Source organism: Streptomyces sp. NBC_00887 (genome assembly GCF_045207585.1).
In genome coordinates this window covers 3,164,771-3,186,429 of record NZ_CP108788.1, presented here as the reverse complement: position 1 = coordinate 3,186,429, position 21,659 = coordinate 3,164,771, and the positions used below count along the sequence as shown (strand labels likewise).

At 70.6% G+C, this 21,659-nt stretch carries 13 protein-coding genes and 5 pseudogenes; 8 read left to right on the top strand and 10 right to left on the bottom strand.

Going from position 1 to position 21,659, the window contains the following annotated elements; translation table 11 throughout:
• Positions 1–3 precede the first annotated feature (3 nt).
• On the top strand, positions 4–2,175 hold the full coding sequence (locus OG844_RS14530; protein ID WP_406390487.1) for a 3-hydroxyacyl-CoA dehydrogenase NAD-binding domain-containing protein: 2,172 nt from the start codon (positions 4–6) through the stop codon (positions 2,173–2,175).
• A gap of 19 nt (positions 2,176–2,194) precedes the next feature.
• On the opposite strand, the gene OG844_RS14525 is transcribed toward OG844_RS14530, so the two are convergent.
• Positions 2,195–2,929, bottom strand: a complete 735-nt coding sequence (locus tag OG844_RS14525) for a MerR family transcriptional regulator (RefSeq protein ID WP_406390485.1) — start codon at positions 2,927–2,929, stop codon at positions 2,195–2,197.
• 165 nt (positions 2,930–3,094) lie between these two features.
• Between OG844_RS14525 and OG844_RS14520 the strand changes: the two are divergent.
• Positions 3,095–4,348: pseudogene (locus OG844_RS14520) on the top strand (AMP-binding protein); the annotation flags it as partial.
• A gap of 2 nt (positions 4,349–4,350) precedes the next feature.
• On the opposite strand, the pseudogene OG844_RS14515 reads toward OG844_RS14520, so the two are convergent.
• Positions 4,351–4,518, bottom strand: a pseudogene (locus tag OG844_RS14515) (acyl-CoA dehydrogenase); the annotation flags it as partial.
• Positions 4,519–4,619: 101 nt separating this feature from the next.
• On the opposite strand from OG844_RS14515, the gene OG844_RS14510 reads away from it, so the two are divergent.
• Positions 4,620–5,252: a TetR/AcrR family transcriptional regulator gene (locus OG844_RS14510; RefSeq protein WP_406390484.1), complete on the top strand. Its 633-nt coding sequence runs from the start codon at positions 4,620–4,622 to the stop codon at positions 5,250–5,252.
• Between the two features lie 6 nt (positions 5,253–5,258).
• Here OG844_RS14510 and OG844_RS14505 read toward each other — a convergent pair.
• Both OG844_RS14505 and OG844_RS14500 read right to left on the bottom strand, forming a co-directional pair.
• A pseudogene (locus OG844_RS14505) lies at positions 5,259–5,633 on the bottom strand (aldehyde dehydrogenase family protein); the annotation flags it as partial.
• Positions 5,634–5,746: 113 nt separating this feature from the next.
• Positions 5,747–6,625, bottom strand: a complete 879-nt coding sequence (locus OG844_RS14500; RefSeq protein WP_406390483.1) for an oxygenase MpaB family protein — start codon at positions 6,623–6,625, stop codon at positions 5,747–5,749.
• A 312-nt stretch (positions 6,626–6,937) separates the two neighbouring features.
• On the opposite strand from OG844_RS14500, the gene OG844_RS14495 reads away from it, so the two are divergent.
• Positions 6,938–7,840, top strand: a complete 903-nt coding sequence (locus OG844_RS14495; protein WP_406390481.1) for an oxygenase MpaB family protein — start codon at positions 6,938–6,940, stop codon at positions 7,838–7,840.
• Here the strand turns inward: OG844_RS14495 and OG844_RS14490 are convergent.
• Positions 7,803–8,858: a LacI family DNA-binding transcriptional regulator gene (locus OG844_RS14490; protein ID WP_406390480.1), complete on the bottom strand. Its 1,056-nt coding sequence runs from the start codon at positions 8,856–8,858 to the stop codon at positions 7,803–7,805. The two genes, OG844_RS14495 and OG844_RS14490, sit on opposite strands and share 38 nt — an antisense overlap.
• A 208-nt stretch (positions 8,859–9,066) precedes the next feature.
• Here OG844_RS14490 and OG844_RS14485 point away from each other — a divergent pair, with 208 nt between their 5' ends.
• Both OG844_RS14485 and OG844_RS14480 read left to right on the top strand, forming a co-directional pair.
• Positions 9,067–10,401, top strand: a complete 1,335-nt coding sequence (locus tag OG844_RS14485) for a M14 family metallocarboxypeptidase (RefSeq protein WP_406390479.1) — start codon at positions 9,067–9,069, stop codon at positions 10,399–10,401.
• A gap of 74 nt (positions 10,402–10,475) precedes the next feature.
• A complete protein-coding gene (locus OG844_RS14480; protein ID WP_406390477.1) occupies positions 10,476–12,212 on the top strand; it encodes a BCCT family transporter in 1,737 nt (578 codons plus the stop codon).
• Positions 12,213–12,225: 13 nt separating this feature from the next.
• Here OG844_RS14480 and OG844_RS14475 read toward each other — a convergent pair whose 3' ends face one another.
• Complete coding sequence (locus OG844_RS14475) at positions 12,226–13,149, bottom strand: FAD-dependent oxidoreductase (RefSeq protein WP_406390476.1); 924 nt, start codon at positions 13,147–13,149, stop codon at positions 12,226–12,228.
• Positions 13,150–13,261: 112 nt separating this feature from the next.
• On the opposite strand from OG844_RS14475, the gene OG844_RS14470 reads away from it, so the two are divergent.
• Complete coding sequence (locus OG844_RS14470) at positions 13,262–14,308, top strand: oxidoreductase (protein WP_406390474.1); 1,047 nt, start codon at positions 13,262–13,264, stop codon at positions 14,306–14,308.
• 84 nt (positions 14,309–14,392) lie between these two features.
• Complete coding sequence (locus OG844_RS14465) at positions 14,393–16,033, top strand: ABC-F family ATP-binding cassette domain-containing protein (RefSeq protein ID WP_406390473.1); 1,641 nt, start codon at positions 14,393–14,395, stop codon at positions 16,031–16,033.
• 97 nt (positions 16,034–16,130) lie between these two features.
• Here the strand turns inward: OG844_RS14465 and OG844_RS14460 are convergent.
• The 4 genes and pseudogenes from OG844_RS14460 to OG844_RS14445 all read right to left on the bottom strand — a co-directional run.
• Positions 16,131–16,820 (bottom strand): annotated as a pseudogene (locus OG844_RS14460) (pectate lyase); the annotation flags it as partial.
• 69 nt (positions 16,821–16,889) lie between these two features.
• Positions 16,890–17,360 (bottom strand): annotated as a pseudogene (locus OG844_RS14455) (RICIN domain-containing protein); the annotation flags it as partial.
• 251 nt (positions 17,361–17,611) lie between these two features.
• Complete coding sequence (locus OG844_RS14450) at positions 17,612–18,604, bottom strand: LacI family DNA-binding transcriptional regulator (RefSeq protein WP_406390471.1); 993 nt, start codon at positions 18,602–18,604, stop codon at positions 17,612–17,614.
• Between the two features lie 505 nt (positions 18,605–19,109).
• Positions 19,110–21,575, bottom strand: coding sequence for a Tex family protein (locus tag OG844_RS14445; RefSeq protein ID WP_406390470.1), 2,466 nt, complete (start codon positions 21,573–21,575; stop codon positions 19,110–19,112).
• Between the last annotated feature and the right edge of the window lie 84 nt (positions 21,576–21,659).

Genomic DNA, 21,659 nt, shown 5'->3' with positions numbered 1-21,659 from the left:
GACATGACCGAGAGCACGACCATCCGCTGGGAACAGGACGAGACCGGCGTCGTCACCCTCGTACTCGACGACCCCAACCAGTCGGCCAACACCATGAACCGGGCCTTCAGGGACTCCATCGAGGCCATCGCCGACCGGGCCGAGGCCGAGAAGGACTCCATCCGGGGCATCATCTACGCCTCCGCCAAGAAGACCTTCTTCGCCGGCGGTGACCTCAAGGACATGATCAAAATCGGTCCCGAGAACGCGCAGGACGCGTTCGACGCGGGCACCGCGATCAAGAGGTCCCTGCGCCGCATCGAGACCCTCGGCAAGCCCGTGGTCGCCGCGATCAACGGTGCCGCGCTCGGCGGCGGTTACGAGATCGCCCTCTCCGCCCACCACCGCGTCGCCCTGGACGCCCCCGGCTCCCGGATCGGGCTGCCCGAGGTCACCCTCGGCCTGCTGCCCGCGGGCGGCGGTGTCACCCGCACCGTACGGCTGATGGGCATCGCCGACGCGCTGCTCAAGGTCCTCCTCCAGGGCACCCAGTACACCCCGCAGCGTGCCCTGGAGAACGGCCTGATCCACGAGGTCGCCGCCACACCCGAGGAGATGCTCGACAAGGCCCGCGCCTTCATCGACGCCCACCCCGAGTCGCAGCAGCCCTGGGACGTCAAGGGCTACCGGATCCCCGGCGGCACCCCGTCCAACCCGAAGTTCGCGGCCAACCTGCCCGCCTTCCCGGCCAACCTGAAGAAGCAGCTCGCGGGCGCACCCATGCCCGCGCCCCGCAACATCCTCGCCGCGGCGGTCGAGGGTTCGCAGGTCGACTTCGAGACCGCGCTGACCATCGAGGCGCGCTACTTCACCGAGCTGGTCACCGGCCAGGTCTCGAAGAACATGATCCAGGCCTTCTTCTTCGACCTCCAGGCCGTCAACTCCGGTGCCAGCCGCCCCAAGGGCATCGCGGAGCGCCCGATCCGCAAGGTCGCCGTCCTCGGCGCCGGGATGATGGGCGCGGGCATCGCGTACTCCTGCGCCCGCGCGGGTATCGACGTCGTCCTCAAGGACGTCTCCACCGAGGCGGCCGCCAAGGGCAAGGCGTACAGCGAGAAGCTGCTCGCCAAGGCGCTGTCCCGGGGCCGTACGACCGAGGCGAAGCGCGACGAGCTGCTGGCCCGCATCACCCCGACCGGCGACCCGGCCGACCTCGCGGGCTGCGACGCGGTGATCGAGGCCGTCTTCGAGGACACCGCGCTCAAGCACAAGGTGTTCCAGGAGATCCAGGACATCGTCGAGCCCGACGCGCTCCTCTGCTCCAACACCTCGACCCTGCCGATCACCGTGCTCGCCGAGGGTGTCAGCCGGCCGGTCGACTTCATCGGCCTGCACTTCTTCTCGCCCGTCGACAAGATGCCGCTGGTCGAGATCATCAAGGGCGAGAAGACCGGCGACGAGGCACTGGCCCGTGCCTTCGACCTGGTGCGCCGGATCAAGAAGACACCGATCGTCGTCAACGACTCACGCGGCTTCTTCACCTCGCGCGTCATCGGTCACTTCATCAACGAGGGCGTCGCGATGGTCGGCGAGGGCGTCGAGCCCGCGTCCGTCGAGCAGGCGGCGGCCCAGGCCGGCTACCCGGCCAAGGTCCTCTCGCTGATGGACGAGCTGACGCTCACCCTGCCCCGCAAGATCCGCAACGAGACCCGGCGCGCCGTCGAGGAGGCGGGCGGCACGTGGACCCCGCACCCGTCGGACGCCGTCATCGACCGGATGGTCGACGAGTTCGAGCGCCCCGGACGCAGCGGAGGCGCGGGCTTCTACGAGTACGACGAGGACGGCAGGCGCGCACGCCTCTGGCCCGGTCTGCGCGAGCACTTCGTGAAGCCGGACACGGACGTCCCATTCGCCGACATGCAGGAGCGGATGCTCTTCTCCGAGGCTCTGGACAGTGTCCGCTGCCTGGAGGAGAACGTCCTGGTCACCGTCGCCGACGCCAACATCGGCTCCATCATGGGCATCGGCTTCCCGGCCTGGACCGGCGGCGTGCTCCAGTACATCAACGGGTACGAGGGCGGCCTGCCCGGCTTCGTGGCGCGCGCCCGGCAGCTCGCCGAGCGCTACGGTGACCGCTTCCTGCCCCCCGCCCTGCTCCTGGAGAAGGCGGAGAAGGGCGAGACCTTCCACGACTGACAACCGGCACGGGCCGCGTTCACTCCGCGGTGAACGCGGCCCGCAGCTCCTCCTTCAACGACCGCTGGAACGCCGTCACCAGTGCCTGCAGCACCATCGGCTGCATATGGGCGGACAGCGACTTCATCGCCTTCAGGTGCTGCGGGTCCTGCTCCCGCTCCCGGTACGGATTCCACACCTCGTCCCGGAACAGCCGTGACAGTTCATGGGCGGCCGACCGGGTGTGCTCCATCAGGACCGTGCGCGCGGCCAGGATCGTCTCGTGCGCGATCGGCACGTCCAGAAGTTCCACCCCGAGCCGCAGCAGCCCGATATCCACCCGGCAGGTGTCGTCATCGGGACCGCCGGGCCGCTCGAGCACCCCCATCGCCGACAGCCGGTCCACGTCCGAGCCGCTGAGCGCCCGGCCGGCGCGCCGCTCCAGCTCCGCCCGCGGCATGTCCTCCGCGGAGTCCGGCGCCCAGGAGGCCACCAGGGCCCGGTGGATGGCCAGGTCGTGCGCGCTCAGGTCCGGCGGCAACTGTTCCAGATACCGCTCGATCGCGGCGAGCGTCATGCCCTGGTGCTGGAGCTCCTCGATCAGGGCGAGCCGCGAGAGATGGCCGGGTCCGTAGTGCCCGACCCTGCGCGGCCCGATTTCCGGGGGCGGCAGCAGCCCTCTGGTGCTGTAGAAACGCACGGTGCGCACGGTGACTCCGGCGCGCGCAGCCAGTTCGTCGACGGTGAGCGTCGGCTCGTCGGTCCCGGTCGCCATGTCTGCTCCTTGTCGCCGGTCGCTCGGCTGCGGTGCCTGCGCACCAATCAGGTGCAACAGTATTGCTGTCTCACCACTGTTGTGAAAGTGTCCGGCACCATCGAAGCACAGTCTCACCCCCCGGTACGGACCGTGCGGTCCGGCCGATGGCGACAGGAGGCGGCCGTGACCACGATCCTGCGACTTCCCACCGAACCCGATCAACTCACCCTCCCGGCCCTGCTGCTGCGCAACGCCGGGGACCACGGCGGGCTTCCCGCCCTGTCCTGGCGCGCCGCGGGCGACGACGCGGGATGGACCACCCTCACCTGGCAGGAAGTGCGCCGGGAGACCGCGGTGCTCGCCGCCGGTTACGCCGCCCTCGGAGTGGAGCGCGGCGAGCAGGTCCTCATGATGATGGGCAACCGGCCCGAACACTGGCTGAGCGACCTGGCCCTCACCCACCTCGGAGCCGTCCCCGTGACGGTGTACGGCACCGCCGCTCCCGAACAGACCGCGCACATCGCCCGGCACAGCCGGGCCCGCTTCGCGGTCATCGAGGGCGCACGGGAGCGGGGACGCTGGGAGCCCCTGCTGGCGGACCCGGCGGTACCGCTGGAGAAGCTCGTCGTGGTGGAGCCGGACGCGGCCGGGGCGCACACGGCCTACACGTCCCTGCACGACACCGGGGCGCGCGGCTGCACACGGCCGACGCCTTCGAGAAGGCCTGGCGGGAGTCACGCGCGGACGATCCCCTGACGGTCGTCTACACCTCGGGCACCACCGGTGACCCGAAGGCCGTCCCGATCACGCACCGCAGCGTCGTGGCCAACGCGCTGGCCCTGGACCAGGTGGTGGAGCTCCCCGACCACGTCGAGCACATCTGCTACTGCCGTTCGCCCATATCGCCGAGCGGATGCTGGGCATCTACCTGCCGGTCTTCCGGGCCTCGCACGTCCATCTGTGCGCCGACACGGCGGCGGTGGCGGCCACCGCGGGCGCCCTGCGTCGGGCTCAGTTCTTCGGGGTTCCGAGGGTGTGGGAGAAGCTCGCCGCAAGCGTACGGGCCGCCCTGGCCGGACTACCGGCGGAACGGCGGGCGGTGATCGAGGCCGCGGGCGGGACGGCGCGTGAACACGTCTCGTACCGGGAACGGGGCGAGGAGCCGCCCGCGGGGCTGGAGGCCGCGTACCGGCGGGCCAAGGCGGAGGTCCTGGACCCGATCCTCGCCCTCGCGGGCTTCGACCGGCTGGTCTGGACGGCCAGCGCCTCCGCGCCGATGCCGCTGGACGTGGTCCGCTTCTGGGCGGGCTTCGGCATCGTCGTCATGGACGCCTGGGGCTCACCGAGACCGTCGGGGTGTTCACCACCAACAGCCCGTCGGCCTTCCGGCTCGGATCGGTGGGCCGGCCGCTGGAAGGGCTCGAACTCCGGATCGCGGACGCAAGCCGGGCGTAGAGCGACGGGGCATGCGGCCCGCCCGTCTCGGCCGTCAGGGCGTCGCGCTGCTCGCGCGTACCGCATTCGCGCCGGGCGAAGTCCCGCAACGCGGCGACGAAAGCCCTCTGTTCGGCGGAGAGGGAGCGGGGGAGTGCGTGATCGATGGACACGGAGTACCTCCTGAAGGGGAGAAAGTTACAAAGTGACGTTCTGGGTATCTGTGTTCCGTCGCCGTTGTGGTTGAGTGGTCACGGTGGAACGGGGAGGGCCCATGTCGGCACGGAGCACGAACGAGGCAATGCTGGCCCGCGCGCTGATCGAGTCGCCGCCGTCGGATGCGCTGAGCGAGCAGATCCTCGACGCGGCACGCGAGCAGTTCATGACCTTCGGGCTGCGCCGCTCGACCGTCGACGACGTGGCCAAGCGGGCCAAGGTCTCGCGGGTGACGGTGTACCGGAGGATCGGCAACAAGGACAGCCTGGTCTCGGCCTGCCTGCTGCGCGAGTACCGCCGCTTCGTCATGGACGTCGACGACGCCGTGGCCGCCCTGCCCACCATGGAGGACCGGCTCGTCGCCGGCTTCGTCGCCGTCCTCCAGCACATTCGCGAACATCCGCTGGTCGGCGGGCTGTTGAGGTTGGAGCCGGAGATCATGCTGCCCTTCCTCACCCTGGAGAGCGGTCCGGCCTTCCTCGCGATGCGCGGATATCTCACCGACCGGCTGCGCCATGCGCAGCGCGCGGAAGGCCGGCCGGAGACGGATCCGACGCCGGTCGCCGAGCTGATGGTGCGGATCACCGTCTCCTTCCTCCTCAATCCGGTCAGCTGCTTCGAGCTCGACGACGACGAGCAGGTGCGTGCCTTCGCCCGCCGTTATCTGGTGCCGCTCCTCAGCACCGGGTGACCGCGCTCAGAACCGGGCGTGCAGTTTCCTGCCGAGCTCGACCGCCCGGGCGGCCTTCGCCCTGGGCGTCGTGAACGAGGTCAGGTCCACCGCCGGTGCGAACCGCCGTACGGTGACCGAGTGCGGCGCCGCGAAGGCCCGCAGCCCCTCCTCGCCATGGATCCGTCCGTACCCCGACTCGCCCGCGCCACCGAACGGGAGTGCGGGAATCGCGGCGAAGCCGAGCACCGAATTGACCGACACCGCACCGGAGTCGAGGCGTCCGGCCACCGCGAGCCCGGCCGCACGGGAGCGGGTGAAGACGGCGGCACCCAGCGAGTACGCCGACGCGTTGACCCGTTCGACGGCCTCGTCCATGTCGCGCACCGGATTCACCACGACGGTGCGCCGCTCACGGGGTCCGCGCGCGGCCCAGCTCCGGCCGGCGTTCCTGGCCCGTGCCACCGCGGCGCGGATGTCCTCGATGCCGTGGACGTGATGGTCCGTCGGGGTCGTCATGTCTTCTCCATGGGCAGGGGTTCCAGCGGGCGGCTCTGTGCCCAGTGCGGGCCGAGGTCGTCGAGCTGGTATCCGAAGGGGTAACTGCGTGGCCTGGGACGGGAAGGAAGCCAGCGCGGCCGGGCGGGCAGCAGACGCACCCCGTGCGACCGGGTGCGCACCAACCGCGTGGCCGTCGCCCGTAACCACCGGGGCTGGACCGGGAAACCGAGCGCCCTCAGCAGCGGCTCGTCCAGCAGGGCGAGCGAGAGTCTGGCCACCAGGGGGCGCAGCGGGCCCGGGTACCAGGCGGCCATGACCCGGAAGGTGGCGTTGGCGACCCTGCGGTTCGCCGGGTCGTACGCGAACATCCGGTCCTCGAAGGAGTCGAGCAGCTCCTCGAACCCTTCGTACGTGTCGGGAGCGCCCTCGATGCCCATCATGACGGCCACCCGCCGCCCTGATTCCGCCAGCGCCCCGGACTCCTGCGCGCACAGGGGACGCCATCCGAAGCGGTCGATCCAGCGTTTGGGGCCGACGACGGTCGTGGCCAGCACGTAGAGGTAGTCCTCGTTCGGGATGCGGTACTTGCCGTGGATGCGGTTGAGATGCCGGGCGGCAGCGCGGGCGCGCTCGGAGTCGAAGCCTTCGGCCGCCATCTCGTATCCGAACAGGACGGTGTCGTCGTAGCGTTTCTGGCCGTTGCGTTCGAACTCCTGGGTGCGGTCGAGCAGTACGGAGATTCTCGGGACGCCGTAGTCGCGCAGGAAGGCGACGCTGATGCCCTGCCGGTAGTCCCACGGGAATTCGTACTGCGACATCAGCCGGAGTATCTCGGCGCAGTCGCGGGCGGGATCCATCCGGCGGATCTCGCGCAGTCGGCTGTAGCGGCCCATGGCGGTCAACCTCCTCTGTGGGTGGAGCCGGTTCAGGTTGCTGTGAGCCTCAAATCGCGTACTGGGTCGGTCATTTGAGGGTTCCTCTCACCCGGAGAGTCAAAGTTACAAATACTATTGACTTGTTTCATGAGGTGCGTCAACACTGCTGACACAGATTCGAAGACCTCAGGGCAGCGCACGGTGCCCGGCCGGTCACCCTCGGTGCCCCGCCCGCCGCCCGCCGCCCGCCGGGGCGCTCGCGATCGCATACTGGAACACACACGGCCCGGGCACCGATCCGAGCACCCGCCGACCTCTGGGAGCCCCCGCATGAGCAGCGCAGGAGACCCCGCCCCGCCCCCGCCGGGCGGCGTCCTGTGGAGCCTCGCCGGCGACATCCGGGGGCTGCTCATGCTGCCCGCCGCCCTGACCCTCCAGGTCGCCCACCCTGCGGTCGGGGCGGGCGTCGACGAGCACTCGGTCTTCCGTACGGACCCGTGGGGGCGCGGCGAGCGGTCCCTGCGCTCGCTCCAGCTCTGGGTGTACGGGGGAGAGGAGGCGGCCGCGGAGGGGCGCAGGCTCAGGAAGCTGCACCGCACCATCCAGGGCACCGACACCCGCGGCCGCCGCTACCACGCGCTCGCGCCCGCGAACTACGCGTGGGTGCATGCGACCGGCTTCCCCGTCTACCAGCACGCGGCGCGCTATCTGGTCCGCCCGCTCACCGGGGCGCAGGAGCGGGCCCTGTACCGCGAGTGGCTCCAGGTCGGCCGGATCCTCGGTATCCATGACCGGGACATGCCGCAGACGATCGAGGAGTTCTGGCCGTACTACCGCAAGATGCTGGCCGACGAGATCGAGGCGACCACCGTCGTACGGGAACTGGTCGCCGTCGACAGCCCCGTACCCCCACCCGACCGCGGTCCGTGGCCCGTGCGGCTGCTGCTGGCAGCGATGTGGCCGGTCCTGCTCCCGCCGCTCGCCCGGTTCCGCAGCTTCATCACCGTGGGGCTCATGCCGCCGGACGCCCGCGAGGCGATCGGGCTCGACTGGACCGCGGCCCAGGAGCGGCACCTCCGGCGGCTGTGCGCCGTGGTCCGGCTGGTGGTGCCCCTGCTTCCCGAGCGGCTGCGCTACCTGCCCCGTGCCCGGACCGCGCGTGCCGCCTGGCACGCGGAGCGCGGGGGCAGGGGGTTCAGGCCGAGGCGCGACGGACCAGTTCGGTCGGGGTGATCACGGACGCCGGCCACTCGCCCGTACCGCTGTTCAGCCGCTCCATGAGCAGCCGGACCATCAACCGTCCCATTCCTTCGATGTCCTGACGGACCGTCGTCAGGGGAGGTTCGGTGGTCCCCGCCACCGACTCCAGGTCGTCGAAACCGACGAGTGCCACGTCCTCCGGCACCCGGATCCCCCGGTCGTGGAGCACCCGCAGGGCCCCCGAAGCCATCAGGTCGTTGGAGGCGAAGACGGCATCCAGATCCGGACAGGCCGCCAGCAGTTCCTCCATCGCCCGCGCGCCACCCTCGGTGGTGAAGTCGCCGCGCGCCACCAGCGCAGGATCGGCGTCGGGCAGTACATCCTGATAGCCGGCGATCCGGTCGAGCGCGGAGGTCTGGTCGCGCGGTCCGGCGATGTGGGCGATCCGTCGCCGGCCGAGCGAGACCAGATGACGTACGGCCTCACGGGCGCCGCCCCGGTTGTCGCAGTCGACGTACGGCACGGGCGGCGCGGCGGCTTCCGTGCCCGGCGACGGGCGCTCGGGGCGGCCGCCGTAGACCGTCGGCACACCGAACCGCCGGATGATCGACGGCAGCTCGTCGTCCGTGTGCAGTGAGAAGGCCAGTGCGCCGTCCACATGACCACCGGCCAGATAGCGGGTCACGCGGTCGAAGTCGCCGCTGCCCTCCACCAGGAGCAGCACCAGCTGGGCGTCGTGCGCAGTCAGTTCGCGGCTGATCCCACGGATCTGGCGGGAGAAGAACGGGTCGGAGAAGATCCTGACCTCGGGTTCGTCGATGATCACGGCGACCGCACCGTTGCGCCGGGTGACCAGGGTGCGTGCGGCGTGGTTCGGGATGTAGCCGAGCTCGTCGACCGCCTTGCGCACCTGGTCCACCAGCGGCTGCCGCACTCCTGCACCGCCGTTGACGACACGGGACGCCGTCGCCCGGGACACGCCCGCGCGGGCCGCCACGGCCTCCAGGGTGGGCCGGGCGTCACGCTGCGGATCGCGGGTCGGATCGGGCAAGGCAAGCTCCTCGTACACGCGTGCCCGGCGAGGGGAGGGGGCCGGCACCGGCGGGCTGAACACGAACGCGGCCACCCTAGCCGCACGGCTGTTTCAGCCGGACAGGTGATCGCCCCCTGTTGCCCGGGAGTTGACCGGTGTACGTTCCGCACACGCCGCTACGCGGGCGGGCCCGCCGCGGCCCGGCCCAGCCGGACCCGGGAGGCAGTTGCTCGTGATCCCCCGACCCGCTCGTGCACTCCGTCACCGCTCCCCGGACCGCCGCGTGCTGCGGCGTCACTCGGGCGTGATCGTGGCGGCAGCCGCGCTGGCCGTGCCGTTCGCCACCGTGCCGGCGGAGGCCTCGCACCTCGCGCCCCGTACCGGATTCGAGATCAGCGAGGGTGAGCGGTGGACAGGGCAGGCGGAGGAGCAGTCCTTCCTCGCCGAGGTCGACCGGGCGAGCGGGAGAACCTTCGTCGAACGGATCGGCACGACGAAGGAGGGCCGCCCCCTGCGGCTCGTCCACATCGGAGAGCGCACTCCGGCGGCGGGCACCGTACTGCTGATCTGCAGCCAGCACGGCGACGAACCGGCCGGCCGTGAGGCCTGTCTGTCCGCCGTCCGTGATCTCGCCCTGGCCGAGGACCGGGCGACCCGAGCACTCCTGTCCCGTACGCGTGTACTGGTGCTGCCCACCGCCAATCCTGACGGACGTGCGGCGGACACCCGCGGCAACTCCGACGGCGTCGACATCAACCGTGACCACATCGCCCTGCGGACGGCCGAGGGCCGGGCCGTTGCGCGCGTCATCCGTGATCAACAGCCGGATGTCATCTACGACTTGCACGAGTACGGTGCCACCCCGCCGTACTACGACAAGGACCTCTTCGTCCTGTGGTCGCGCAATCTCAACGCGGCGGACGGGGTGTACGACGCCGCCCGGAGCCTTGCCGACCAGTACGTCAGGCCCGCCGCCGCGGCAGCGGGCTACAGCAGCGGCCTCTACGGGATCTGGACGGACCCGGTCACCGGAGACCCGATCAAGCAGACCGCGGGCGACGGCCAGGAACGGATCCTGCGCAACACCGCGGGCATCAAGCACGCGGTCGGCCTGCTCATCGAGTCGCGGACCGACGCGCTCACCGAGGCCGAGCGCTCCGACCCGGCACTCAACAAGCGGCGCAGGGTCGAGTCACAGCAGGCGGCACTCGGTGGTCTGTTCTCGTTCGCCGGGGAGCGCCACGGGCGTATCACCACGGTCACCGCCGCGGCCCGTCTGGCGGGTCTCGCCGACCGGGGTCCCGTCTTCCTCGGCGGCGCCGACAACGATCCTGCGGAACCGGGGGAGACCCTCCAGGACCCGCCCTGCGGCTACCGGCTGGACGCGGCCCAGTACGCGGACGTCGGGGACGAACTGGCCCTGCACGGTGTGGCTTCTCGCCGCGACGGTGACGGAGCGTACGTGTCGCTGCGCCAGCCGGCCCGCAAACTGATCCCGCTCCTGCTGGACGAGCGGGCCACATATCACCTCGTAAATGGACAAGCCGATACGGCTTGTTGACCCCGGGGATGCACGTTGCGTGTGGTACTGCCTACGGAGAGCGAAATTTTCGCACTGCGTGAAAGGTGCCATTTGTGTCACACGACGAGCAGAGAACGGATGGGCGGGGGGAGTACCTGCCGGTCACGGCTGATCTTCCCGCTGAGCAGCACGACGGCCGGCGCCCCACGACCGACAGGGTGGTCTTCGGCGTCACGGCGGTGCTCACCGTAGCCTTCGTGGTCTGGGGCTCCATTGCCACCGACTCGCTGGAGGACGTCTCCAGCAGGCTGCTCAACGGACTCATCCACAACGGTGGTTGGGCCTTCATGCTGGCCGCCTCGGGGTTCGTCGTCTTCGCCCTCTGGCTCGCGATCAGCCGGTACGGGAAGATCTCGCTCGGCCAGGAGGGCGAGAAGCCCGAATTCCGTACGGTCTCCTGGGTCGCGATGATGTTCAGCGCCGGCATGGGAATCGGCCTGATGTTCTACGGGGTGAGTGAGCCACTGGCCCACTTCGTCAATCCGCCTCCCGGCACGCGCCCCGCCGACGCCGCCGAAGCGATGCAGACGGCCATGGCCACGACCCTCTTCCACTGGACACTGCATCCCTGGGCGATCTACGCGGTGGTCGGTCTCGCCATCGCGTACAGCACCTATCGGCGGCGCAGGCGGCAGACGATCAGCGCGGTGTTCGAGCCGCTCATCGGGGCCCGTCACGCCCACGGCGGCGGTGGCCGGTTCATCGACATTCTCGCCATCTTCGCGACGCTCTTCGGTTCGGCTGCCTCGCTCGGGCTCGGAACCCTCCAGATCGGCAGTGGTTTCCAGGAGCTCAACTGGATGGAGCAGACCGGCACCGGACTTCTCGTGGCGATCATCGCCGTCCTGACGGCGGCCTTCGTCGCCTCCGCCGTGTCCGGCGTCGAGAAGGGCATCCAGTGGCTGTCCAACATCAACATGGTGCTGGCCCTGATCCTGGTGGTGTTCGTCTTCGTCGCCGGCCCCACCATCATCGTGCTGGACCTGCTGCCCACGTCCCTCGCCGCGTACTTCGGTGACCTCGCCCAGCTCGCCGGGCGCACCGAGGCGACCGGCGAGGGCGAGGTGGCCGACTGGCTCTCGAGCTGGACCGTCTTCTACTGGGCGTGGTGGATCTCGTGGACGCCCTTCGTCGGCATGTTCATCGCGAGGATCAGCCGGGGCCGGACGATCCGTCAGTTCGTCGGCGGAGTCATCCTGGTGCCGAGCACGGTCAGCCTGGTCTGGTTCGCCGTCTTCGGCGGTTCCGCGATCAGGCTGGAGGAGGCCGGGCGGCTCAAGGGCGTCGGGGACACTCCGGAGGCGCAGCTCTTCGGCGTCCTCCAGGAGTTCCCGATCCCCACGGTGATGAGCATCCTGGTGATGGTCCTGGTCGGCATCTTCTTCGTCTCCGGCGCGGACGCCGCCTCGATCGTGATGGGCACGCTCTCCCAGAAGGGCGTGCGCGAACCGGCCAAGTGGGTCGTGATCTTCTGGGGCATCGTCACCGGCGCCGTGGCCGCGGTCATGCTGCTCATCGGCAACGGCAAGGGCGACGCCCTGGCCGGCCTGCAGAATCTGACCATCCTGGTGGCAGCGCCCTTCACCATCGTCATGATCGGCATGTGTGTGGCCCTGATGCGGGACCTGCGGCAGGACCCGCAGATCGTCCGCCAGGAGTTCGGTGTGGAGGCCGTCGAGTCCGCGGTGATCGAGGGCCACGCCAAGTACGACGGCGACTTCGAGATCCGGATCGGCCCCGGCTCCGAGGTCATCAGCGACGAACGGCACAAGGACGCCCCGTCCGCCTGACCGGCGCTGCGGCTCAGCCCACCAGCTGGGCCGCAGCCCGCGCGCAGCCCCAGGCCACCGTCACCCCGGCGCCGCCGTGCCCGTAGTTGTGCACCAGCAGACGACCTCCGGGCCGCTCCTCGGCCTCGATCCGCACCCCGCCGTCCCGGGCAGGCCGCAGCCCGACCCGGTGCCCCGTGATCCGGGCCCCGGCGATCTCCGGCCGCACCCGCGCGCACCGTGCCACGATCTCCTCGGCCGTGCGGAGGTCGGGCTCCGTGCGCCAGTCGTCCGTCTCGGCGGTCCCGCCCAGCAGCAGCCCGCCCGGCTGGGGGAAGAAGTACGTCGTCGCGCTCGAAGCAGGGTCGGCCAGGGTGAACCACTCGTCGATGCCCGGGTTCTCCACCACCACCAACTGGCCCCGCACCGGCCGCATCCCCGGATCCGGGACCAGGCCGCGGGCGCCCAGTCCTGTGCAGTTGACCACGACGGGGGCCTCGGCGGCGGCCTCGTCGAAGCCGCGCACCGTGCGCCGCTCGGTCACACCTCCGGCCGCGGACAGCCGCCCCTGCAGCCAGTCCAGGTGGACCGGCATGTCGATCAGGGGCAGGGTCACCCGCAGTCCCTGGCCGACCTCGGACACGTTCCGCAGGCTGCGTGCCCAGGGTCCCAGCGCCGTCAGCCGCTCTCCCCCGTGCACCCCGGGGACCAGCCGGACGCCGGTCTCGTCCGGAGCGGCGGCCAGTTCCTCGTACACCCGCAGCGACTGCAGCGACCAGTCGCCGACCAGTGCCTCCGGCTCGATCCGGTACGGCCACCACAGGGCGCCCGCCACCGCCGACGTCGTGGCCGAGGCCGCGTCCCGTGACCAGAGCCGTACCCGGTGACCGCGCTCCGCCAGCACCACTGCCGTGGTCAGCCCGCTGACTCCGCCGCCCACCACGATCACGTCCGTCACACCGCTCACCCCTGCCACTTCCGCGGCCTCGGGGCGGCCGCGCTCCTGGGCGGACGCTAACGGAATCCCCGAGCCGTGCTCACATCGGCCTCACGGTGGGAACACTCCTGTCATGTCAGCCCAGTACTCGACGTTCGGCCTTGCGCCGGCGATACGGGCCGGGGGAGTCCTGGCCGACGGTGGCTACCAGGCGCACCGCGATTTCATGGATTTCATCGTCGACGGCAGACCGCTGCTGTTCCAGCTGTCCGACCTCGACGCGGTCTCGCCGCTCGCCTCCGACGTACCGCCGGCGATATTCGCCACGCATGTACGGCGCCTGCTGCTCGACGCCGACGCCCCGCTGGCCGACGGCCGCTATGTGATCTACGGCTGCCCCGAGTGCGAGAGCCTCGCATGCGGGGCGGTCACCGCCGTCATCGAACGGGACGGCACGGATGTCGTGTGGCGGGACTTCGCCTGGCAGACGTACGGGACCGTCGACCTGGAACGAGGCGGCTACCACGGGATCGGCCCGTTCCGCTTCGACGGCGAGCAGTACCGCACCGAGCTCGAACAACTGCTCCCCGCGGACGACACGACGGACGCACAGCGGGACGGGCCCGCCGCCCGGCGTCGCGTCCTGCTCATCGGGGCCCGCGTCGCGGTCCTCGCCAAGCTCGCGGCCGCCCTGCGCACCATCGGTACCGGTGCCGACATCACCCAGGACGCCGCCGGGGTGCCGGCCGCCGAACTGCGCGGGTACGGTGCCGTGGTCTTCGGCCGGGCCGTCACCGACGCGGAGCGCACCGCGGTGCGCGAGGCGTTCGGCCGGGCGGGCGCGGACGTCGCGTACGTGGACGGCACCGCCCCCGTGATCCCGCTCCTCGTCGCCCGGATCGAGAACGCGCTGGACCGTACCCCACCCTCCGGGAGGCGGCTGCTCGGGCTCACCGTCACGGACGGCACGGCCTGCCTGGAGGTCAGCTCGACCTGCCGGGTGAGCCTGGTCGCGTACCGCCTCGACCTGCTGCACCGCACGCGGACCGACGAGGTCTTCGACGGCGTCCTCGCCGCCGGCGAGCACCGGATTCCCCTGGGAGCACGGGTGGCGGAGGGGCGCTCCGCCCTCGTGGCGCGCAGTGCGGGGAGTGTGCTGATCGCGACCGTCGACCCCTGAGGCCGTCGCGCCCCCCGCACCGGGAGCCGCACCCGTCGTCCGCCGGGACCGCACCCGCCGCGGTTCGTTAGGATCGGCACCCTGATGACTGCCACTCTCGTCGCCAAGGAACTCGCCGCCGGGCACGGCGACCGCACACTCTTCGCCGGACTCGACCTCGTCGTCGCGCCCGGCGACGTGATCGGTCTCGTCGGAGCCAACGGCGCCGGAAAATCGTCGCTGCTCCGTCTCCTCGCCGGGCTGGACCGCCCGGAGGAGGGCGAACTGCGCCTCTCCCCGCCCACCGCCACCGTCGGACACCTCCCGCAGGAGCCCGAGCGCCGCGCCGGCGAGTCCGTGCGGGAGTTCCTCGCCCGCCGCACCGGGGTCGCCGAAGCGCAGACCGCGATGGACGCAGCTACCCAGGCCCTCGTGGACGGCGCGCCCGGTGCCGACGACGCGTACTCCGAAACCTTGGAGCGCTGGCTCGCCCTCGGCGGCGCCGACCTCGACGAACGGGCGGAGGAAGTGGCTGCCGACCTCGGACTGAGGATCGGTCTCGACCTTCCGATGACGGCGCTCTCCGGCGGCCAGGCGGCCCGCGCCGGACTGGCCTCGCTGCTCCTGTCGCGCTACGACGTCTTCCTGCTCGACGAGCCCACCAACGACCTGGACCTCGACGGCCTGGAGCGGCTCGAGCGCTTCGTGTCCGGCCTGCGCGCGGGCACCGTCGTCGTCAGCCACGACCGCGAGTTCCTGATGCGTACGGTGACCAAGGTCCTCGAGCTCGACCTCGCCCAGCAGGAGATCAACCTCTACGGCGGCGGCTACGCCTCCTATCTGGAGGAGCGCGAGCGGGCCCGTTCCCACGCCCGTGAGGAGTTCGAGGAGTACGCGGACAAGCGCTCCGCGCTCGAAGGCCGCGCACAGATGCAGCGCGGGTGGATGGACAAGGGCGTCAAGAACGCCCGCCGCAAGGCCACCGACAACGACAAGATCGGCCGCAAGTTCCGTAGCGAGGCCAGTGAGAAGCAGGCCGCGAAGGCCCGCCAGACGCAGCGCATGATCGAGCGTCTCGACGTCGTCGACGAGCCGCGCAAGGAGTGGGAGCTGCGGATGGAGATCGCCTCCGCCCCGCGCTCCGGCTCCGTCGTCGCCACCCTCCGCGACGCCACGGTCGTCCTCGGCGACTTCTCCTTCGGTCCGGCCACCCTGCAGATCGACTGGGCCGACCGGGTCGCCATCACCGGCGCCAACGGGGCGGGCAAGTCGACGCTGCTCGCCGCACTGCTCGGCCGGCTCCCGCTCGGCTCCGGCCACGCGTCCCTCGGCTCGGGAGTCGTGGTGGGCGAGGTCGACCAGGCGCGCAAGCTGTTCCACGGTACGGAGAGCCTGCTGGACGCCTTCTGCGCGGCCGTCCCCGATACGGAACCGGCCGAGGTCCGTACGCTGCTCGCCAAGTTCGGCCTGCGCGCCGACCATGTGCTGCGGCCGGCCACGACGCTCTCCCCGGGCGAACGCACCCGGGCCGCTCTCGCCCTCCTTCAGGGCAGGGGTGTCAACCTGCTGGTCCTGGACGAGCCGACGAACCACCTCGACCTGCCCGCGATCGAGCAGCTGGAGTCGGCGCTCGACGCGTACACCGGGACGCTGCTCCTGGTCACGCACGACCGGCGGATGCTCGAAGCCGTCCACACGACCCGGCGGGTCGAGGTCGCCGACGGCAAGGTCGTCGAGGTCGGCTGACGGCGAGGGACCCGCCCCTCCCGGTCGCTGCCGGGAAGGGCGGGTCCGTCATGTGCCCCGCGGAGGGGCGGCTTCGGTCGGCCCGGAACGGGCCGCCTCAGTCGACGTAGGTGATGTCGGACGAGGAGTAGATGCAGTTCGTGCCATCCGCGCCCGAGCCGATCTCGCTCGGCTCGCCGCTGGTCGTGCCCTTGTACTTGGTGCAGATCTTCATGTCACGGTCGCCGTCCTCGTAGATCGTGACGCCCGAGATCCGTGCCGTGTCACCGTAGTTGGTGTTGATGCCGACCAGGCTGGTGCCCGGAGCCGTCGCCCAGATGTTCTGGAGCTGGATGTGCCGGGCGTTCTGCGTGGAGCAGTTGCCGCAGGAGCGGACCAGCTTGCCGAAGTCGTCGACCTGGAAGTTCTTGACGACCAGCGTGCCGACGCCGTTGTGCTGGAAGACCTTGTCCTCGGCCAGCTTCGCACCGCCGCCGTCGATCGTACGGACCGTCGAGGAGGAGCCGCCGCGGAAGGTCGCCGCGTCCTCGCCCACGTCCTCCCACCAGACGTTCTTGAGGGTGCAGGTGCCGGCGCAGTGCACACCGTCCGCGGCCGGAGCGCCGAGGATGACGTTCTGCAGGGTGGCGCCGTCCGCCAGCTTGATGATCGGGGGCTGGTCCTCGTCCTGGCCGCCGCTGCCCAGGTCACCACTGCCGTAGAGGCGCTTCAGACCACCGTCGTACGTACCCGAGACCTCGATGGTCGCGGAGACGGCCTGGCTGCCGTTGGCTGTCGGCCACGACGGCCGGGAGCCCGGGTCGGTCGGCGGGTCGGTCGGGTCGGTGGGCGGGTCCGTGGGAACCGTGCCCGAGGCGGTGAAGGTCCAGTTCTTGCTGGTCACCGAGTCGCAGGAGTTCTGCTGGACCAGCGCGCCCGACGCGGTCGAACTGTCCTTCACGTTGAGGCACTTGCCGCCGTTGCTGTTGACCACCCGGTAGGTGCTGCCGCTGACCGCCGTCAGCGTCCAGACCTGGGTCGCAGCACCGCTGCAGGTCTGCTGTTCCACCGCCTTGCCTGCACTGGTGGAGGCATCCTTCACCCCGGCGCACTTGGAGCTGTGCGCGGCGGCCAGCGTGTAGCCGCTTCCGGAAGCGGTCAGCTTCCAGGTCTGGCTGGTGGCCGCGTTGCAGGCGCTCTGCGCGAGCTGTACGCCGGCGGAGGTGCTCGATCCGGGCACGCCCAGACACAGTCCGCTGGCCGCGTTCTTCAGTGTGTACGAGCCGGTCGCCGGTGCGGCTGTCGCCGAGCCCGTCGCGAACAGCGCCGTGAGGCCTGCGGCGATCACGGAGACGGTGGCCACGAGGGAGGCGGCCGCGCGGCCGCCACGTCTCCTGACGTGCTGATTCTTTGTGCGCACTAGGTATTCCTTTCACCGCCTGCGGCATTGTCCGCAGGCACCTGTCGGTGGTGTGGTGCGGTGGTGAAGGCCGTTCCCGATTCCGAAAGAAAATTCAGTACGTGAATCAGGTTCGTGTATGTGAACTGAGGTGACGGTACGTCACCCACTTCGAGCGGTCAAGAAGTTGGTACGGAGTATCAGTCGGCAGGGTGCGCCGGGGCTGCTGTGGAGTCCCGGACGACCAGGGAGGTCGCCAGGGTCGTCTGTGCCGTGGCCGGTCCGCCGCCCGATGTCTCCACGGTCTGGATGAGCAGATCGACCGCGGTCCGCCCCGCCGCGGCCGTGGGCATGGCGACCGTGGTGAGCCGGGGGCGGTTCAGCCGGCCTGCCACGGTGTCGTCCACGCCGATCACGCTGATGTCCTCCGGTACCCGTACGTTCCGGTCGTCGAACCCTTCGATGAGTCCGATGGCGACCAGGTCGTTGTAGGCGATCACCCCGGTGGCTCCCGTCCTCAGGACGGCGGGCGTCGCCGCGATGCCGCCGTGCTGCGTCGGCCGGTTGGGGCCGAGTACGTCCAGTCTGACCCCCTGGTCCGCGGCCGCCCTGCCGGCGGCCCTGCGCATCTGTGCGCTGGTCCACGAGCCACGGGGGCCGCCGACCAGGGCCAGGTGCTCGTGGCCCAGCCCGGCCAGGTGTTCCACCGCGAGCGTCGCGCCGTGCGCCACGTCCATCAGTACGGCGGACAGCCCCGTCACGGACCGGTTGACCAGGACGAACGGCAGTTCCCCGCTCAGTCGGCCGATGACGTCGTTGGCCAGCCTGGGGCTGACCAGGACCACTCCGTCCACCTGGCGGGCCAGGGTCTGGATCAGTTCCTCCTCGGCAGCCACGTCCTCGTCGGTGTCGGCCACGAAGACCTGGTATCCGCGGACCCTGGCGTACGCCTGGGCGGCCTTGATGAGCGGCGGGTAGAAGGGGTTGGCGATATCGGAGACGATCAGTCCCAGATTCCGGGTGCGCCCCGTGGTCAGGGCGCGTGCGGTCTCGTTGGGCTGGTAACCCAGTTCCGCGGCGATGGCGAGCACCCGGTCCCGGGTCTCCCGCTTGACCAGGTGGGAGGCCGAGAACGCCCGGGAGACGGTCGAGACATGAACCCCGGCTGCCTGGGCGACGTCACGGATGGTCATGGCCACGGTTCTCCCCTTGCCCGCCCTGCGCCGCCGCCCGCTCGGTCACCCGCCGCGTACCGGTCGACACTTCTCCCCAGGATCCTCAGCCTAGTCCGCGCGGTCCGGCCCGTGCGGTTCAGGGGGCGGCCCCGGAGTTATGCAACCGGTTGCACAACTGGGCAGGCGTCAGGGGTCGGCTCGGCCTTGACGGTGCAGGCAGGACCGGAGCGGGTGGGGGAGCGCGGCGTGCCGGACATGAGTAGTCCTCTCAACAGGTGGAATCGGTGGGGGGCGCGAGGCGCTGGGCTCGGTGTCTCGCTCCCACGTGTGCGGCTCAGGCTGTCGGAATGCAACCGGTTGCATTCCGCTTGGCCATCAGCGTGGCGGTGGGTCCTGAACATGTCAATGCTTCGTGCAACACCCGTCGGATGTAACGGTCTTGTTCCCGGCAGCAGGGCGGCCCTGGACGAAGGCAAAGGAAACGGGCGGACAGGAAGAGCTCCTGCCCGCCCGCTCCGTCGCGTCAGCGCTTACGGCCGTCCCGGTCGGGACCCGTCAGCCCCGCACGCCGCAACGCGTCGGCCATCGCGCTGTTGGCCGGTGCGGCGGCCGGACGCGGGGCAGCGCCCTGGCCGTCGCCACGCCGGTCGCGGCCTTGGCCGCCACCACCCTGACGGCCACCCTGCGCCTGCCGCTGGCCCTGGCCCTGGCGCTGTCCCTGGCTGCCCTGCCGCTGGCGCGGCGGCCGCTCGCCGTCGCCCTGCCCGTTCCTCTCGCGCCGCGGGCCCTGCCCACCGCCCTGCGCGCCCGAGGCCTCGTCGTCCAGCCGCAGCGTCAGCGAGATGCGCTTGCGCGGGATGTCGACCTCCATGACCTTCACCTTCACGACGTCGCCCGGCTTGACGACATCCCTCGGATCCTTGACGAACATCCGCGACATCGCCGACACGTGTACCAGGCCGTCCTGGTGGACGCCGATGTCCACGAACGCGCCGAAGGCCGCGACATTCGTGACGACACCCTCGAGCACCATGCCGGAGGCCAGATCGCCGATCTTCTCGACGCCCTCCTTGAACGTGGCCGTCTTGAAGGCGGGTCGCGGATCACGGCCCGGCTTCTCCAGCTCCTTGAGGATGTCCGTGACCGTCGGCAGGCCGAACTTCTCGTCCACGAAGTCGTCGGCCCGCAGCGAGCGCAGCACACCGGTGTTGCCGATCAGCGAGGCGACGTCCCCGCCCGTCGTCTTCGCCATCGTCCGCACCACGGGGTAGGCCTCGGGGTGCACACTCGACGCGTCCAGGGGGTCGTCGCCCCGGATCCGGAGGAAGCCCGCGCACTGCTCGTACGCCTTCGGGCCCAGCCGTGCCACATCCTTCAGCGCCCGGCGGGACCGGAACGGGCCGTTGGTGTCCCGGTGCGCCACGATGTTCTCGGCGAGCCCGGAGCCGATGCCCGACACCCGCGAGAGCAGCGGCGCCGACGCGGTGTTGACGTCGACACCGACACCGTTCACGCAGTCCTCGACCACCGCGTCCAGCGAGCGCGACAGCTTCACCTCGGACAGGTCGTGCTGGTACTGGCCGACGCCGATCGACTTCGGATCGATCTTCACGAGCTCGGCGAGCGGGTCCTGCAGGCGTCGCGCGATCGAGACCGCGCCGCGCAACGACACGTCCATGTCCGGGAGTTCCTGCGAAGCGAAGGCCGACGCCGAGTACACCGACGCGCCCGCCTCGGACACCATCACCTTGGTGAGCTTCAGCTCCGGGTGTTTGTCGCACAGTTCACCGGCGAGCTTGTCCGTCTCGCGGGACGCGGTGCCGTTGCCGATCGCGATCAGATCGACGTCGTGCTCCCTCGCCAGCCGTTCGAGCGCGGCCAGCGACTGGTCCCACTTGTTCGCCGGAACGTGCGGGTAGATGACGTCGGTGGCGACGACCTTGCCGGTGGCGTCCACCACGGCGACCTTCACGCCCGTGCGGAAGCCGGGGTCGAGCCCCAGCGTCGCCCGGGTACCGGCCGGTGCCGCGAGCAGCAGATCACGCAGGTTCGACGCGAACACGCGTACCGCCTCGTCCTCCGCCGCCGTACGCAGCCGCAGCCGAAGATCGATCCCGAGATGGACGAGGATCCGCGTCCGCCAGGCCCAGCGCACCGTGTCGCCCAGCCACTTGTCACCGGGCCTGCCGCGGTCGGCGACACCGAAACGGCGGGCGATCATGTTCTCGTACGTCGACGGGCCCGGCTGCTCGGTGCCCGTGGGCTCCTCGGGCTCGAGGACCAGGTCGAGCACGTCCTCCTTCTCGCCCCGGAGCATCGCGAGGGCCCGGTGCGAGGGCAGTGCGGTGAACGGCTCCGCGAAGTCGAAGTAGTCGGCGAACTTCGCACCGGCCTCCTCCTTGCCCTCGCGGACCTTCGCGGCCAGCCGGCCGCGGGACCACATGCGCTCACGCAGCTCACCGGTCAGATCGGCGTCCTCGGAGAACCGCTCGGTCAGGATCGAGCGGGCACCGTCCAGGGCCGCCGCCGGGTCCGCCACGCCCTTGTCCGCGTCGACGAAAGCGGCGGCCGCGGCGAGCGGGTCCTTCGACGGGTCACCGAGCAGTCCGTCCGCCAGAGGCTCCAGACCCGCCTCGCGCGCGATCTGCGCCTTCGTACGGCGCTTCGGCTTGAAGGGCAGATAGATGTCCTCCAGCCGCGCCTTGGTGTCGGCCGCGCGGATCTGCGCCTCCAGGGCGGCGTCGAGCTTGCCCTGCTCGCGTACGGAATCGAGGACCGCCGCACGACGGTCCTCCAATTCCCGCAGATACCGCAGTCGTTCCTCGAGCGTGCGCAACTGCGCATCGTCGAGCATCTCGGTCGCTTCCTTGCGGTAGCGCGCGATGAACGGCACGGTCGACCCGCCGTCGAGCAGCTCGACGGCCGCCTTCACCTGACGCTCACGTACGCCGAGTTCCTCGGCGATCCTGCCTTCGATGGACGTCGTCACGGTTTTCCCGACTCGCCTTCTCGTACTGGCTGTGCTGGCTGTGTGCCACGGAGTGGTCCACATCCGGTGTGGTCCCCTTCGCCT